Here is a 16,276-nt window from a genome sequence, read left to right as displayed (position 1 = left end):
TCCCATCTTAGTTGTATTCAATCTTCTCTTTATGTTGAAAGGGATGTATACATATTTATTAAACTTACTTTAAGTTGCTGAACATGTATTATTGTACATTGTTTTTTTAATAAAATATATTTAGCGATTGTAATTTTAGTATTAAGTAATACTTAAAATACATGTTTTCGTTTCATAAATTAAACACTTTTTACTATTATCAAAGATTTTATGATAAAGTTTTAGAGTAATAAAGTTGAAAAATAACATAAACTGTTTAAAATTTAAACACAGGGGGAAAAAATGAATTTCGAACAATTGGAATATATTGTAAGTGTTGCAGATGAGAAATCAATTACAAGAGCAGCGGATAAATTACATATCTCACCTTCGGGAATTAGCCAAAGCGTGTCTCAATTAGAAAAAGAGCTTGGTATTTCGATATTTAACCGTTCACGAATTGGAGTCACTCTAACTACAGAAGGATTTGTTGTATATGAAAAATCGATTGATATTCTCAATAATCTAAAGGAATTAAAAGATGATTTAACAACAATAAAAAGATTGAATAAGAAACATTTAAAAATTACTTGTGCTCCAACATTTACTTATGTTTTACACGATGTTCTTAAAAAATTTTCTAATGAAAATAATGAAGTTACCTTTCAAATAGAAGAACAAAATTCAATCAGTTTACTAAAAAATTTTAATAAAGATCGATATGATTTAGCATTTTTGCCTGCCCTCAAAAGTGAATTTGACAAGGAAACAAAAATTGAAATAGATTTTTTGCATAAAGGATATGCCTGTATTCTTGTAGGTAAAGACTCTCCCCTTTTTGATTTAGATTATGTAAATGCTAATCATTTATTAAATCAAAAAGTAGTTCTGTATAGTCTAACGAATAAACATTTTAGTGAAATGGTTAAGCGATATAAAAATGAAATCATATTAAAATCGAATAGAACTTTGACTCTAATTGAAATGATTAGAGAAAGTCAAGTTTTCACATATATACATGATATTACGATTAGAGATTACCCAGAGGTATTAAGTGGACAATTAAGAATCATCCCTATTAAAGATCCAGATTTTATTTATACTGACTTTTGGGTAATTTACTCTGGTTCAAATAAATTATCAAGTTCGGCTAAGAGTTTTATTAATGAGGTTAAACATCATATCAATAAATAAAAAAGTAGGTTCATTCAGGATCCTACTTTTTATATTGTCTGAGTTAAGCAACTAATCATGCTGTGAACGTCTTCATTTTTTCGGATATCATCTTTGTCGAATGCTAGAAAAAAAAGAATCCTCCCGCAACACCAGTTAAAACAACTATCCAGGTAGCTAGTTTCCAATGTGAAATCATACTAAACAAAATTGCAGCAAATACAAAGTCCATTGGATTTAAAATGGTGCTTGTCAAAATTGGTTCGTAAAATGATGCTATTAAGATCCCTACTACTGCAGCATTTATGCAAATTAATGCGCTTGAAATTCTATTATTTCTCCTTAATGTATTCCAAAATGGTAAAGAACCTAAAATAAGTAGAAAAGCTGGGAGAAATATTGCGAAAGTTGCTATTAATCCACCCTTCCATCCATTTAATACAGCTCCTAAATATGCTGCAAATGTAAATAATGGTCCAGGGACAGCTTGCGTTGCGCCATATCCTGCAAAAAAGGTTTCTTTGTTAATTAGTCCTTGTTGTACAAATTCTTGCTGAAGTAACGGTAAAACAACATGCCCTCCACCAAATACTAAGCCTCCTGTTCGATAAAAACGATCGAACAGATCAACCCAAGGCAGAGTAGTAGATTTATTTAGTATAGGTAAAAGTAAGAATAATAGAAAAAATAAAGTTAAACAAACTAGAGCAAAACGTTTTGAGACTTTTATATTCATGTTTGTTTTGTTTTCAGATGGACTTTTTTTGAATAAAAATAAACCAATGATTCCAGACAGCAAGATGATCACGATTTGAGAGAATTCCGAAGTCCAAAGAAGTGTAACAATTATTGAAAACAAAGCAACAGATTTCGTTTTTAAATCTGGTGTTAGTTTTTCCGACATAGCTAAAATTGCATGAGCAACGATTGAGACTGCTACAATTTTTAATCCATGTATCCAACCGGTATGAATGAGCGCAGAATGCTGCAAAAATTTCGCAAATAAGATTAGTAATATGACAGATGGAAAGGTAAATCCAATAAATGAAACAATTCCTCCAAAAATCCCAGCGCGTATAACACCAATTCCAATCCCAACTTGACTACTTGCTGGACCAGGTAAAAATTGACTAAGTGCAATTAAATCTGCATACGATTGTTCATCCAACCACTTTTTTTTACGCACATATTCTTCATGAAAGTAAGCTAAATGCGCAACGGGTCCTCCAAATGAAGTAAGGCCTAACTTAGTTGAAACAAGAAATAATTCTATTAATAATATAAATTTGTTTTTTATTTTCATATCATTCATTAAGTACCTTCTAAAATTTTTTAGTTTGCTTTATTAATTTTAGCTTAAACAATAAGTTAATCTAAAAAAATTACATATTTTATATATAAACTTTACAATTCTGGTGGCAATTTATATATTACATTTCCTTTCTCATCTAAAAATTCCATACATGGAACATCAAATTCATCAATTGCTAATCGTATACGTGGATTCCCATTACGATCCATTAATTTAACAGATACATCACCATTTTTACTTTTCCCCATAAAGGCTCGTTCGACATTACCGCTCCAAAGGTTTTCAATTTCTTCTTCTTTATTTTTTTCATCCATTACTTTATTTTGAATTTCTTTATGTTTTTCTATCATTTCTGGAAGTGGGGTACTTGGTCGATCGTATACCGAAAAACCGTATTGCTTATCACCATTATGATCAGTGTAATGCATTTGTACAACTTGATCTTGTTTATATTGATCAAAAGTAAGTGAAGCTATTGCCTGATAATTCCCCTCTTCATCAACTTCATTTCCATATATTAGTCCACCAACCTCATCGCCATCATTGTTATAAAACATCAGGCCAGAGCAAGGATCATTTTTTCTATGATTTAAAAAGACTTTGTTATTCATGATTCCAGGTGGTATGTGGTCATTATTAAAAAGTGACAACTTTACATTACCATTTTTATCAACGATATTTAATTTTTCAACTTCTAAGCTATCGATTTTGATGTGTTTATTATTCATCATTAAACTCCTTAAATAGTTTTTCTTTATAGTTTCTAGGATTTTACAAACTTTTCCTGTTAACAAATAAAAAAACAAAGCTATAAACTACTAACTTTGTTTTTTCTATTTATTTACATTAAATTTGATTGAGTATTTTCTACAGCTAGTTCTCTTAAACGAAACTTTTGAATTTTTCCTGAAGCTGTCATTGGATATGTATCAACAAAATCTATATATTTAGGTATTTTATGTTTTGATATTTTCCCTTTGCAATAAGCTTGGATTTCTGCTTTGCTAATGGATACTCCTTCTTTTGGAAATCCATGCCATAACCTCTTCACCATAAACTTGATCGGGTACTCCAACTACTTGCACATCTAGAACTGACGGATGAGTGTATAAAAATTCCTCAATTTCACGGGGATAAATATTTTCACCGCCACGGATAATCATGTCTTTTAATCGACCAGTAACTTTGCAGTAACCATTTTCATCCATAATTGCTAAATCACCAGTATGTAACCAACCTTCTGCATCTATCGCTTCTTTTGTTGCACTTTCATTTTTATAATAGCCTTTCATCACATGATAACCTCTAGTGCATAATTCACCTTGTACTCCCCTTGGAACTTCATTTGTAGTTCCAGGCTCAACAATTTTGACTTCAACATTAGGAAGTGCTCTCCCTACAGACTCTACCTTTAATTCAATTGGATCATCTGTACGTGTTTGTGTGATGACTGGTGAGGATTCTGTTTGACCATAAGCGATTGTTATTTCAGTGGCACCCATTTTTTCGATTACAGCCTTCATAACCTCTATTGGACAATTTGATCCAGCCATGATACCAGTTCTTAAACTAGATAAGTCATAGCTAGAAAAGTCTGGCTCATTTAATTCTGCGATAAACATAGTCGGAACACCGTGTAAGCCAGTACATTTTTCGTCCTGAACGGTTTGCAGTACTTTCTTTGGATGAAATTCTTGAACTGGTACCATTGTCGCACCAACGGAGACACAAGCCATTGTTCCTAAAACACATCCAAAGCAATGAAAAAATGGAACTGGAATGCAAAGGCGATCTTCTTTCGTTAGCTTCATACAATTTGCAATATTAAAGCCGTTATTTACAATATTTGAATGTGTTAGCATTACGCCTTTCGGGAAGCCTGTTGTGCCCGAGGTATATTGCATATTAATGACATCATGAGGATGTAAAGAATCCATTCTTTCGTTCAATTCATGATCAGACACGAATTTTGCTTGTTTCATTATGTCTTCCCATGAGAATGTACCAGGATATTTTTCATTTCCTAATACAATTACATTTCTTAAAAATGGAAGACGAGTACTATTCAATTCACCAGGAATCGAATTCTTTAATTCTGGTACAATTTCGTATAGCATATCGATATAGGAAGAGTCTTTAAATTGGTCCATTAAAATGATTGTTGTCGAATCGGATTGTTTCAATAAATACTCTAATTCAGATGTACGGTAATTTGTATTGACTGTAACAAGTACAGCGCCCATTTTTCCTGTCGCAAATTGTGTTGTTAACCATTCAGGAGTATTTGATGACCAAACTGCAACATGATCACCTTTCTGAATGCCAAGATTCATTAGACCTTTAGCTACTTTTCGACAATGGTTATCAAATTGTTCATAAGTCATTCTCAATCCTCTGTCAGCATAAACCACTGCTTCATGTTCAGGATGCAAGTTTACTTTTTCCTCTAAAAGTTTACCGATTGTTACATCTAATAAATTTGTCATCTTATCCTCCTTATAAGTTAGCATTTACATGAGTATCCGCTTTCAAAATTAGATAAAAAGTATAAGTAAGAATATTCTATATATTATAGGTATAACCTTCTTTAACAAAAAAAAAGATGTAAAAGAATGTCCTTTTACATCTTTCTATCAATCCAATTTAGTTAAATTTAATCGTTTGTAGCATTTCGATCATCTGTGGCGTAATCCCCTCTGAAGCTTCCTTGTTTTCAAAATGTATTGTGAATCTCACTAGTTTTCCATCCACTCTTTTAACGACAATATTTTGTTGGAATTTTGCATTATGAGCGTGTAAAAAGAAGTACGCATTTTTATAAAATGGGACCCCCACATCTGTTTTTAATTCAGTCACTTTTCCAGTAGATGAAAGATACAGTTTTGAATTTGCTTTTACATCACTTATTTTTGCATTGGCATCTAATACTTCAATTCGTGTAAAATAATATCCGTTTTTATTATATAGCAAAATGTATTTACCAGGTTCCTCTAGTCCGAAAGAAAACCCAGTTTTTGTCTGTAGTTTGACTTTCACATTCATTGCATCGTAATTTAAATCCTTACTAATGATGAGAGTTTTACCAGCATATATTTTGTCTGATTGTAGTCTATTTAATTTCTTTAGTGCAGCGACGGTAGTCTGATATTTTTTGGCAATTGAATATAAAGTATCTCCTTTTTTAATTTTATGCGTAATCGTTGCGGCATGTGTTGTTTGATTAAATCCGAGCATAGCGGTTAGACCTAATGTTAAAGCTGCAGTTTTTAATAAACTACGTTTCATTAAAAAGCCCCCTATATCTCTATTTTTTTACATGACACTATGAAGCATAGAATCATAATTCAAACTTGTTTTCCGCACATTATTATGAATAAACTAAAAAATCAATGCGCATTTATAGGTATATTCAATTTTTCTAACGTTATTTCCTTCAAATTGTTTAAAGGTCAAATTTTCGTGAGGTTTATATATAGACTGATCTACTTTGAACAATTACTGTTACAAAAAAAGAAGAAGCTTCGATGAGCTTCTTCTTTTTTGTAAACTATTTTATGCAATTTTCTTTGCGTTTTCTGAATTAGGAGTAAATTCCCCTTCCCATTTCGCAATTACGACAGCTGCTAATGAGTTACCAACAACGTTAACTGCTGTTCTTGCCATATCAAGAATACGGTCAATACCCGCAATAAATGCTAAGCCCTCTACTGGAATGCCAACAGTTCCTAATGTAGCTAATAGTACGACAAATGATACGCCAGGAACACCTGCAATACCTTTTGAAGTAACCATAAGTACTAGCATTAGTGAAATTTGTTCAGTAATTGATAATTGGATACCATACATTTGTGCGATAAATACAGCAGCTAATGCTTGGTATAAGGTAGAACCGTCTAAATTAAATGAATACCCTGTTGGGATAACGAAAGATGAAATCGCTTTTGGTACACCAAATTTTTCAACTTTTTCCATAATTCTAGGTAATACTGTTTCAGAACTTGCAGTTGAATATGCTAAAAGTAATTCATCTTTAATCATCTTGATAAAGTTGAAAATATTTACACCAACCATTTTAGCAATTAATCCTAGTACTACTACAATGAAAAATGCCATCGTCCCATAAACAGTAATGACTAATTTCCCAAGTGGGATTAGTGATTCTAATCCAAATTTAGAAACAGTTACACCTATTAATGCAAATACTCCAAATGGAGCAAACTTCATGATTTGATTCGTAATATAGAACATTGTATCTGCTGTTCCTTGGAAAAATGCAAGAACTGGTTTTCCTCTTTCACCTACTGCAGTTAATCCAAGACCAAATAATACTGAGAAGAAAATAATAGCTAACATATTTCCTTCAACGAACGCAGCAAAAATATTGCTTGGTACAATATTTACAAACGTATCGGCAAACCCATGACTTTTTACTTCAGATGCAGTTTCAACATAGCTATTAATATCCGTTTTTTGAAGTGCGCCCATGTCCACTCCAGAACCAGGATGGAATATATTTGCAACGAATAGACCAATAATAATAGCGATTGTTGTAATAATTTCAAAGTAGATAATTGTTTTACCGCCAAGGCGACCAAGTTTTTTTGTATCTCCTACACTTGCGACACCAACAATAATACTAGAAATGACAATCGGTATAACGATCATTTTAATTAATCTAAGAAAAATGTCTCCGATTGGTTGTAAGTAACTAGCTACATTTGGGTTACCAAAAAATATGGCACCTACGATAATCCCTAATACTAGTCCAATTAAAATTTGCCAAGCTAATCCAATTTTTTTCATTTTTAAAAGTCCCCCTTTTTTACAAGATTTTAGTCATAGAGTGGATACCAAGAAATAAAACCAATGAAGTTTTCCTTCTTAATGGTATTTGGCATTCTGCAATGGCTTCCTCTGTAAACGATGGAACTTTAAATTACCCATCACTCACAATGAATTGAAAATTGTTAAAAATGCATTAGAAAAAGTTATATAAAAATTAGTATAACAGAAATCATTACGATTTCAACTTTCAAGCATTTACCAATAAAATGGAAATAATTAATTCTATAACCCTTATCATATCTATAATTAATCCATATATCATAATTTTTTATTTCCAAATGAATGTTCAAAAATTTTCTAATGTTCATTTTTATGAAATAATATTAAGCCATATATATCATGAAATTAAGCTGCTTTATCTGGAACAATAATTCTATAAAAATCGGAAAAATAAGGAATTCACCCTGTTTACGTTTGAACATGTATTGTTTATGATTAATTTAAGAAAATAAGCAAAATTATTTATTTTTTGATAATCAATTTTGTTTTTAGTTAAAATATGACAATTTTTTATGTAGAATTCATATCAATTGAATAATCACTATTGATTATTACTAAAATAAGTTAGTAATTTATGTTTAAGAAGTGAGGTAAAATCATTGAAAAGTACAGAAAATCGTCCTAAAGCTGTGATCGTTATTTTTGGTGCAACTGGAGATCTTGCAAAAAGAAAATTATTTATTTCAATTTATAGACTGTTTTTGAGTCAAAAAATTGATGAAGATTTTGCTGTAGTTGGTGTTGGGCGCAGACCTTGGTCAAATCATGAATTTCGAGAAACAGTTATGAAATCAATTCAAACTTCTGATCAAAGTCAAAATGATATAGATAGCTTCCTTTCTCATTTTTACTATCATCAATTTGATGTTTTAGAACCATCTTCTTACTTAGAACTAGGTACTCTACTAACGAATTTGGATGGCCATTATTCTATTCCAGGGAATCGAATTTTCTATTTAGCAATGGCACCAGAATTCTTTGGTACAATTGCCAAACAGCTAAAAGAACAAGGCTTAACGAATACTAATGGTTGGAGTAGACTTGTAATAGAGAAACCATTCGGACATGATTTACCTAGTGCTATTGAATTAAACAAAGAAATTAGAGAAGCATTTACTGAGAATCAAATTTATCGAATTGATCATTATTTAGGTAAGGAAATGGTTCAAAATATTGAAGTCATTCGGTTTGCAAATGCAATGTTTGAACCTCTTTGGAATAATCGGTTTTATATCCAATATACAAATTACGTCAAGTGAAGTTTTAGGCGTTGAAGATCGAGGAAGATACTACGAAAATTCAGGTGCTTTAAAGGATATGCTGCAAAATCATATGTTACAAATCGTATCATTACTTGCAATGGAGCCACCAATCAAACTAACTACAGAGGAAATACGTAGTGAAAAAGTAAAGGTTTTTAAAGCACTTCGTAAAATTGATGAAAATGAAATTAAAAATTACTTTGTTCGCGGTCAATATGTTGAAGGTACAGTACAAGGTAATCAAGTTCCTTCATATCGAGATGAGGATAATGTTGATCCGAACTCGCAGACAGAAACATTTGTAGCAGGTAAACTTTTCATTGATAATTTCAGATGGGCCGGTGTCCCTTTTTATATCAGAACTGGAAAACGTATGGCACTAAAATCTACTAAAATTATCGTTCAATTTTCTGATATTCCTATGAATTTGTACTATAATACGAAAGAGCAAATGACACCAAATCTACTGATCATACATATTCAACCAGACGAAGGCATTACACTACAATTAAATGCTAAGAGATCAGATGCCGAAAGTTACACAAAACCAATACAATTAACTTTTAATAATAATTGTGTTGACTGCATAAATACCCCTGAAGCATATGAAAGACTAATCTATGATTGTATGTTAGGTGATGGAACGAATTTTACCCATTGGGATGAAGTAAAATATTCTTGGAGTTTTGTTGATGTCATTTCTCAAGCATGGACAAATAATCTTGCCCCATTAACAACTTATGAATCAGGATCAATGGGACCAAAAGAATCTGATTCTTTACTAGCAACAGATGGACATAATTGGTGGCCAGTTTCAGATCTTTTAAATGATAATAAAGATAGATAAACTAAAAACCCTTGTAAATTTACAAGGGTTTCAGACTGCCTGCCAGAAGTTCGCATACTACGTTGCTTGGCCTGATTGCGGTGCTCATTACCTTCAAAGGTAACTCCGCTCCTCATCTGGCTTTGCCTCTCGAATGACAAGCGTTATATTGGTCCAATGAATACAAACCGAACCCTTGTAATGATACAAGGGTTCGGTTTGTAAATTAATCTGATTGATTAAGTCCACTGAGTATGGAATTTTCCTTCTTTATCTGTGCGTTCGTAAGTATGTGCACCGAAGTAATCACGTTGTGCCTGAATTAGATTTGCAGGTAAATTAGCTGTTCGATAGCTATCATAATATGCTAATGCAGCCGAGAAACAAGGAATTGCTACTCCTGCTTCAATCGCAACCACACTAATTTTACGTAAAGCTACTTGGTAACTTTCAACAATTTCTTTAAAATACGGATCAAGCATTAGGTTTGCTAATTTGCCATCAAGATCGTATGCTTCTTTAATTTTTTGTAGGAAAGCCGCTCTAATGATACATCCACCGCGGAAGATCATTGCGATATCCCCATATTGTAAGTCCCATTTATACTCATCAGAAGCAGCTCTTAATTGAGCAAATCCTTGTGCATAAGAACAAATCTTGCTCATATAAAGTGCTTTTCTTACATCCTCGATTAATTGTTCTCTATCACCACTAAATTTGTAATTGGAAGGCCCAGATAATAGTTCGCTCGCCTTCACTCTCTCTTCTTTCATCGCAGAAATAAAACGAGCAAATACTGATTCAGTAATAATGGATAATGGTACACCTAAATCTAATGTACTTTGACTTGTCCATTTTCCGGTACCTTTTTGACCTGCCTTGTCAAGGATAACATCCACTAATGGCTTTCCAGTTTCGTCATCTGTTTTTGTGAAGATGTCGGCAGTGATTTCGATTAAATAACTATCTAATTCGCCTTTATTCCAATCACTAAATACATTGTGTAGCTCTTGTGCTGTTAGACCTAGAACATTTTTTAATAAAAAGTAAGCTTCTGAGATTAATTGCATATCTCCGTATTCGATTCCATTGTGTACCATTTTAACGTAATGCCCTGCTCCGTCTGGACCGATATATGTTGTACAAGGTTCATTATTTACTTTTGCAGATATTGCTTCAAAGATTGGCTTTACAATTTCAAAAGCTTCTTTTTGTCCACCTGGCATGATTGATGGGCCTCTTAATGCACCCTCTTCTCCGCCAGAAACACCTGTTCCAATAAAATGAATGCCACTATCTGATAATTTTTTATTTCGTCTTTGTGTATCTTTATAATATGTATTTCCACCATCAATTAAAATATCGCCTTTTTCAAGATAAGGAAGTAATGCATCAATCGTTGAATCTGTTGGCGCACCAGCTTTAACCATAATTAAAATTTTACGAGGAACTTCTAATGACTGTACGAACTCTTCGATTGAAAAGGCTCCTACGACATTTTTGCCTTCTGCTTCTTTTAAGAACTCTTCTGTTTTTTCTGAAGATCGATTATACACAGAAATAGAAAAACCACGGCTTTCGATATTAAACGCTAGATTTTTCCCCATTACTGCTAAACCAATCACACCAATTTGTTGTTTAGCCACTTGAATTAGTCCTTTCCTATTAAATTATGTAAGGTTTTAGTTCATAAAGTTACGATGATGCCTTTCATTAATATAACCTTACACGGTTAACACTATCCTTTTCAATTGATTACACAATTTATAAGGATATTATGAATAAGTATACAATCTATTATAGGTTATACATAATATTTTTTTCTTGCATACAAAGAAATTAAGGTCAATAATGATAGTTATATAATAATAAAGTCTTAAAAATCTATACAATTACTCAACATTAAAATTTAATAAAATGAAAAGAAGTGATTCTTATGATTGTAAAAACATTATTTCAAAGAAAAGGGACGCTATTTTTAGCTACATTAAAGATTGCGATCATTGGTGGTTTATTATTTAATGTGATACATCTCCCTATTCCGTGGCTACTTGGCCCGATGTTATTTGTTTTTATCTGGGCAAAATTTTTCAAAGAAAAACTTTATTGGCCAAGTAAACTTCGAGATTCGGCAATGATTATCGTAGGATATACAATCGGACTCTCTTTTACTAGTGCAACTTTTGTTCAAATTGGTCAACAGATAACTTCTATGATATTAATGACTCTCCTTTTATTACTATTTACATTGATTATATCAATCGTCATTTCAAAGCTATCTGGTATTCCATTTCCAACCATTTTAATAGGAAGTATACCAGGTGGATTAAGTCAGATGATCACTTTGGCTGAAGAATTAGAAGATGTAGATATTACGGTTGTAACGTTTCTACAAATATCTAGATTAATGATGATCATCTTTACAGTCCCTTTATTTATTTTTAGCCCTTTATTTGATATTCATATAGATAATTCTCTTACTAGCTCAGTTCAAAATTCTGCTAACCTAAGTGATTTATTTCCAAATATTATTGTATTTGTAGTTGTTTGTACACTTTTTGCATTTTTAGGTAAACGTATTAATTTTCCTACCGCTTTTTTATTGGGACCAATGCTTGCTACTATCATATTAAATTTATCAGGATTACATGGTCATACACTCCCATCATTCATTCTTGATTGTTCTCAATTGATGATAGGTGGATATATTGGGCTTTTATTGAAACCTGAAAATATGAAAAATAAATTAAAGATATCAATTTTAGCAATTGGCAGTGGTATTGTCTTATTGACATTTTCCTTTGGATTAAGCATTTTATTAACGCATTTACATTCTATGAATACTGTCACTTCAATGCTAAGTCTTTCTCCTGGTGGAATGGATCAAATGGCGATCATTGCAAAAGAAGCACACGGTGATATGTCAGTTATTATGTGTTATCAACTATTTAGAACATTATTTATTTTTATTGCGGTTCCTTATTTATTAAAGTTTATCTTTAATCGTATGAATGTAAGAGTTGCAGATAAAATGTAATTGATATAGGTAAGTGTTGAAATTTAATTTATAAAGGGGCGTCCAAAATACGCCTTTTTTTGCAATCATAGATAAATTTTTAAAAGATAGCTATCTTCCCTTTTTAATATGCATAAAGGAAACTTTGCGTCGTTATAATCATTTTATAAAAGAAACAATTAATTACGAAGAAACCAATTTAAATTTAATTCATAAGAATAGTTTAAACAGCATAAAACAATAATATTGTTATGCACTTTTACATATTTTTAGATGAGGTGAAAATAAATGGTTGTATTATTTACGTCAAGAGCCACAGCTTCCGGTGGTCGTGAAGGGCATGTGAAATCTGATGATGGATTAATTGACTTACAGCTTACGATGCCTTCAGCTCTAAATAAGAAGACTGGTTCAACCCCAGAACAATTATTTGCCGCTGGATACTCTGCATGTTTTGATGGTGCTCTCAATTTCATTGCGAAGAAAAATAAGCATAGAATTGAATCATCAATCACTGCAGAAGTTAGTCTTTTAAAAGATGAAACAGAAAGTCCTTTTTCTTTAGCTGTCACATTAAACGCGCATATTAAAGGCGTGCCTCAAGATGTTGCTGTGGAGCTAGTGAAAGAAGCTCATGGTTTTTGTCCTTATTCAAAAGCTTTACGAAATAATGTTGATGTAAAATTAAAGGTTTCGGTTGAATAAGGATTTATTCAAAATAAGATATTGATATGTACTTAAAAAGACTGTTAAATAGTAACAGTCTTTCTTTTATTTAACCGGAACATATTTTTTGACCTACTCAAATACAAATTCAAGTGGTTCGTTACAGTTTTTATAACCATTTGCTTTATAAAACTCAATACTTTCTTCACTTGGCCAAACCATAATGAATTCGTATTTCATTTCCAATGACCAGTTATTTATTTGTGATATTAGCTTACTTCCAATACCCTTACCTCTGTATTTTTTTTCTGTATAAACATTCGTCATATATACAAATGGATTCGTAATCCTTCCTGGGCGTGGTACTTTTTGAATTAGTTCTAAGTATATATGTGATACAATTTCTCCGTTTACTTCAGCGATCCAAATTATCCATCGTTGACCATTCAGCGCATCAACCAAGAAGTTTTTACACTCCTTGTGGAAACGAATAAATTCTGAGTCAGTGATCTTTCCTCGTTCATCATATTCAACAGTAAAATCCCATCTCATTTTAATTAATCGTTCTATATCTTTTAACTCTGCTTTTCTGATATTCAATTTATCTCTTCTCTCTTATTTAATTTTTTAACAATCAGACACTCTATCTAACTTACTTCAATAAAAAAAGCATAACTTCCTGCTTATGAAGTAATGCTTACGTTTTTTATTAGAATTGGATAAATATCTGTTTCATCAACTCGTAATAAAGTTAGAATTGAAAAAACACCTTAGAAGCTCTCGTAGGGGCCTCTAAAGTGTTAATATTATTTTTTACTACTTTTTCAATCTTCAATTTGTTTTGGTACAATCCCTTTATCGTTGTAAAGTTCCTGTACTTGGTTAATTGTATCGTCACTATTATAAAATTCTGTTTTAATCATGCCTTTTCCTTTAGCGTAATAATCAATGGTGTAGTCAGACTTTTCGTCAACATGACCTTCTTCCATTAGTATGCTTTTATCTTTAATAACATTAGAATTTGTACCCATTGGAATTTTAACAGTGGCATTTGTGTCTAAAATTTTATAGTTCATCATAAGGTTATATCCTTCTGAAATCTGCCACTCTATATCCTCTGTAAGGGGAATTTTAGGTGCTTATTCGTTATATTTATATATTATTACACAATAAAGCTAGACAACCTCTTGAATTGTAAAAATATACGTGATGAAAGTGAGTAAATACTATCTGTTTAAAAAACCGACATAAAAAAAGATGACGATCAGTCATCTTTTTTGAAATTTATTGATCAAACTTTTTAAAAACAAGTACAGCATTATGTCCACCAAAACCAAAGCCATTTGAAATCGCATAGTTTACTTCAGCTTGTATAGCTTTATTTGGTACATAGTCTAGATCACATTCTTCATCTGGAAACTCATAATTGATCGTAGGTGGAATGATATTTTCCAATATACTCTTTAAGGTAATAATTGCTTCTATTCCCCCAGCTGCACCAAACAGATGGCCGGTCATCGACTTTGTTGAGCTTACTTTTAGATGATATGCATGTTCACCAAACACACTTTTAATTGCTTTTGTTTCAGATTTATCTCCTTCAGGGGTACTCGTTCCATGTGCGTTGATATAATCTATCTTAGTTGGGTCAATTTGAGCTAATTCTAATGCTAGCTTCATTGCGCGCTCTGCACCGTGAAAGTCAGGTGACGTAATATGAAAAGCATCAGTTGTTGAACCATATCCAACGATTTCTCCTAGAATGGTTGCCCCTCTTTTTTTAGCATGCTCATATTCTTCTAATAACAAAATACCAGAGCCTTCAGACATGACAAAGCCGTCTCGATTTTTATCAAAAGGTCTGCTAGCTTTCATTGGTTCATCATTATTTGTTGACATTGCTCTCATTCTTGAAAATCCAGCATAAGCTAATGGATTAATCGATGCTTCTGATCCCCCTGCTAAAATAGCATCTGAGTAACCATGACGAATATTTAAAAAGGCTTCTCCAATTGCGTGATTACCAGTTGCACAAGCAGAAACTGGAGAAAAGCTTGTACCTTTAAAACCAGTTTTAATAGAAATAATCCCTACAGCCATGTTGATAATCATCATAGGTACCATAAACGGTGATACTTTTCTAGGTCCTTTATCCAAAAGTGTTTGATGATTTTCTAGAACAGTATCAATACCACCGATACCTGAACCAATAAAAATACCTAATCTATTAGGATCAAGTTTTTCGATATTTAAATTTGCCTGATCTAAAGCTTGTCTTGATGCTGCATATGCATATTGTACAAATTTATCGTATTTTCCTAATTCCTTCTTTTCAAAGTAATTTTCAGGTGAGAAATCTTTGATAGCTCCACCAATTTTTGTTGTGATGTCTTCATATCCTTCGAATTCAACTTTATTAATGCCTGATTTTGATGCTTTAATATGATTCCATAAAGTGTCCACATCATTACCTAAAGGTGAAACAACTCCATAACCAGTAACTACAACTCTTTTGCTCATATGAATCCTCCTTAAAATACAAAATGTAAGAATAGTTAATAGAAATTAAAATAACATCTTTTTTAGCTGCTTAATAATCATATCCAAATACTTCTTGTCTCTGTTTAATCGATTTAAAGCTAACGAACCTTCTAATGAAGAAAGAATAAAGACCGCCATTTCATCTGGATGAATATCTTTATTAATTTCATTACGAACTTGCCCATATTGGATAATGTTAGCAATTAACAGGATTAACCCATCAAATCCGTCTTTAATTGTATCTTCAAATTCGATCATTGAATCATCTGCTTCAATTGCAGCGTTCATTAAAGGGCATCCACCTCGGATGATTTGATCGTGTAATAATGTGTTAAATACATTAATAAATTCATCAAATTGTTCATATGCAGTATTTTTTTCAGACACCGCATGAATATAATGTTCTTTTAATGTATTCATTGAGTGTAAAAATGAAGCTTCAGCCAAAGATTCCTTGTTTTCAAAATGATTATATATTCCACCTTTTTTTAAACCGGTAGCATTCATGATGTCTGAAATAGAGGTTGTTTTATACCCTTGCATATTAAAAAGAGAAGATGATTGTTCAATTATATAATTCTTTGTTCGTTCACCTTTGTTCACATGCATTCACCTCTTTCCGCTAAAAAAAGAACAATTGGTCTTTTTTTATTAAA

The 16,276-nt window shown here is 31.9% G+C and carries 12 protein-coding genes and 2 pseudogenes; 4 read left to right on the top strand and 10 right to left on the bottom strand.

The window, feature by feature from the left end; genetic code table 11:
- The first annotated feature begins 282 nt into the window (after window positions 1-282).
- Window positions 283-1,173 carry a LysR family transcriptional regulator gene (locus ABID96_RS10315; RefSeq protein ID WP_192601938.1) on the top strand — a complete coding sequence of 297 codons (891 nt, stop codon included), beginning with the start codon at window positions 283-285 and terminating at the stop codon, window positions 1,171-1,173.
- A 103-nt stretch (window positions 1,174-1,276) separates the two neighbouring features.
- On the opposite strand, the gene ABID96_RS10310 is transcribed toward ABID96_RS10315, so the two are convergent.
- The 5 genes and pseudogenes from ABID96_RS10310 to ABID96_RS10290 form a co-directional block, all read right to left on the bottom strand.
- A complete protein-coding gene (locus tag ABID96_RS10310) occupies window positions 1,277-2,455 on the bottom strand; it encodes a chromate transporter (RefSeq protein ID WP_483301352.1) in 1,179 nt (392 codons plus the stop codon).
- Between the two features lie 101 nt (window positions 2,456-2,556).
- Entirely contained in the window at window positions 2,557-3,192 is a 636-nt protein-coding gene (locus ABID96_RS10305; protein WP_377896841.1) for a hypothetical protein, read from the bottom strand.
- A gap of 113 nt (window positions 3,193-3,305) precedes the next feature.
- Window positions 3,306-4,950 (bottom strand): annotated as a pseudogene (locus ABID96_RS10300) (AMP-binding protein).
- A 157-nt stretch (window positions 4,951-5,107) separates the two neighbouring features.
- On the bottom strand, window positions 5,108-5,749 hold the full coding sequence (locus ABID96_RS10295; protein ID WP_192601935.1) for a LysM peptidoglycan-binding domain-containing protein: 642 nt from the start codon (window positions 5,747-5,749) through the stop codon (window positions 5,108-5,110).
- Between the two features lie 267 nt (window positions 5,750-6,016).
- On the bottom strand, window positions 6,017-7,267 hold the full coding sequence (locus tag ABID96_RS10290) for a cation:dicarboxylate symporter family transporter (RefSeq protein WP_192601934.1): 1,251 nt from the start codon (window positions 7,265-7,267) through the stop codon (window positions 6,017-6,019).
- A gap of 641 nt (window positions 7,268-7,908) precedes the next feature.
- Here ABID96_RS10290 and zwf point away from each other — a divergent pair.
- Window positions 7,909-9,418, top strand: a pseudogene (gene zwf, locus ABID96_RS10285) (glucose-6-phosphate dehydrogenase).
- A 218-nt stretch (window positions 9,419-9,636) separates the two neighbouring features.
- Here the strand turns inward: zwf and gndA are convergent.
- Window positions 9,637-11,043: an NADP-dependent phosphogluconate dehydrogenase gene (gene gndA / locus ABID96_RS10280; protein WP_192601932.1), complete on the bottom strand. Its 1,407-nt coding sequence runs from the start codon at window positions 11,041-11,043 to the stop codon at window positions 9,637-9,639.
- Between the two features lie 290 nt (window positions 11,044-11,333).
- Between gndA and ABID96_RS10275 the strand changes: the two genes are divergently transcribed.
- Both ABID96_RS10275 and ABID96_RS10270 read left to right on the top strand, forming a co-directional pair.
- The gene (locus tag ABID96_RS10275; RefSeq protein WP_192601931.1) at window positions 11,334-12,434 is read left to right on the top strand and encodes an AbrB family transcriptional regulator; all 1,101 of its coding nucleotides are present in this window, start codon (window positions 11,334-11,336) and stop codon (window positions 12,432-12,434) included.
- Between the two features lie 267 nt (window positions 12,435-12,701).
- Window positions 12,702-13,118 (top strand): organic hydroperoxide resistance protein, encoded by a 417-nt coding sequence (locus ABID96_RS10270; RefSeq protein WP_192601930.1) that lies wholly within the window; start codon window positions 12,702-12,704, stop codon window positions 13,116-13,118.
- Between the two features lie 93 nt (window positions 13,119-13,211).
- Here ABID96_RS10270 and ABID96_RS10265 read toward each other — a convergent pair whose 3' ends face one another.
- The 4 genes from ABID96_RS10265 to ABID96_RS10250 all read right to left on the bottom strand — a co-directional run bounded on the left by ABID96_RS10265 (window position 13,212) and on the right by ABID96_RS10250 (window position 16,223).
- Window positions 13,212-13,679 (bottom strand): GNAT family N-acetyltransferase, encoded by a 468-nt coding sequence (locus tag ABID96_RS10265; protein ID WP_192601929.1) that lies wholly within the window; start codon window positions 13,677-13,679, stop codon window positions 13,212-13,214.
- 224 nt (window positions 13,680-13,903) lie between these two features.
- Complete coding sequence (locus ABID96_RS10260) at window positions 13,904-14,158, bottom strand: hypothetical protein (RefSeq protein ID WP_192601928.1); 255 nt, start codon at window positions 14,156-14,158, stop codon at window positions 13,904-13,906.
- Between the two features lie 205 nt (window positions 14,159-14,363).
- The gene (gene fabF / locus ABID96_RS10255; RefSeq protein ID WP_192601927.1) at window positions 14,364-15,599 is read right to left on the bottom strand and encodes a beta-ketoacyl-ACP synthase II; all 1,236 of its coding nucleotides are present in this window, start codon (window positions 15,597-15,599) and stop codon (window positions 14,364-14,366) included.
- A gap of 45 nt (window positions 15,600-15,644) precedes the next feature.
- The gene (locus tag ABID96_RS10250; protein WP_192601926.1) at window positions 15,645-16,223 is read right to left on the bottom strand and encodes a TetR/AcrR family transcriptional regulator; all 579 of its coding nucleotides are present in this window, start codon (window positions 16,221-16,223) and stop codon (window positions 15,645-15,647) included.
- Window positions 16,224-16,276: the final 53 nt, after the last annotated feature.

Origin of the sequence: Gottfriedia sp. OAE603, assembly GCF_040543965.1 — a bacterium.
Lineage (GTDB): Bacteria > Bacillota > Bacilli > Bacillales > Bacillaceae_G > Gottfriedia > Gottfriedia solisilvae.
Note: the sequence above shows the minus strand (reverse complement) of the source record. Positions and strands in the feature narration are given on the sequence as shown.

Excerpts from the sequence above, each read along its gene's own strand:
- ABID96_RS10270 (WP_192601930.1), top strand. The coding sequence starts at position 12,702 with ATGGTTGTATTATTTACGTCAAGAGCCACAGCTTCCGGTGGTCGTGAA.
- ABID96_RS10290 (WP_192601934.1), bottom strand. The coding sequence starts at position 7,267 with ATGAAAAAAATTGGATTAGCTTGGCAAATTTTAATTGGACTAGTATTA.
- ABID96_RS10275 (WP_192601931.1), top strand. The coding sequence starts at position 11,334 with ATGATTGTAAAAACATTATTTCAAAGAAAAGGGACGCTATTTTTAGCT.
- ABID96_RS10310 (WP_483301352.1), bottom strand. The coding sequence starts at position 2,455 with ATGAAAATAAAAAACAAATTTATATTATTAATAGAATTATTTCTTGTT.
- ABID96_RS10305 (WP_377896841.1), bottom strand. The coding sequence starts at position 3,192 with ATGAATAATAAACACATCAAAATCGATAGCTTAGAAGTTGAAAAATTA.
- ABID96_RS10260 (WP_192601928.1), bottom strand. The coding sequence starts at position 14,158 with ATGATGAACTATAAAATTTTAGACACAAATGCCACTGTTAAAATTCCA.
- ABID96_RS10295 (WP_192601935.1), bottom strand. The coding sequence starts at position 5,749 with ATGAAACGTAGTTTATTAAAAACTGCAGCTTTAACATTAGGTCTAACC.
- ABID96_RS10315 (WP_192601938.1), top strand. The coding sequence starts at position 283 with ATGAATTTCGAACAATTGGAATATATTGTAAGTGTTGCAGATGAGAAA.
- fabF (WP_192601927.1), bottom strand. The coding sequence starts at position 15,599 with ATGAGCAAAAGAGTTGTAGTTACTGGTTATGGAGTTGTTTCACCTTTA.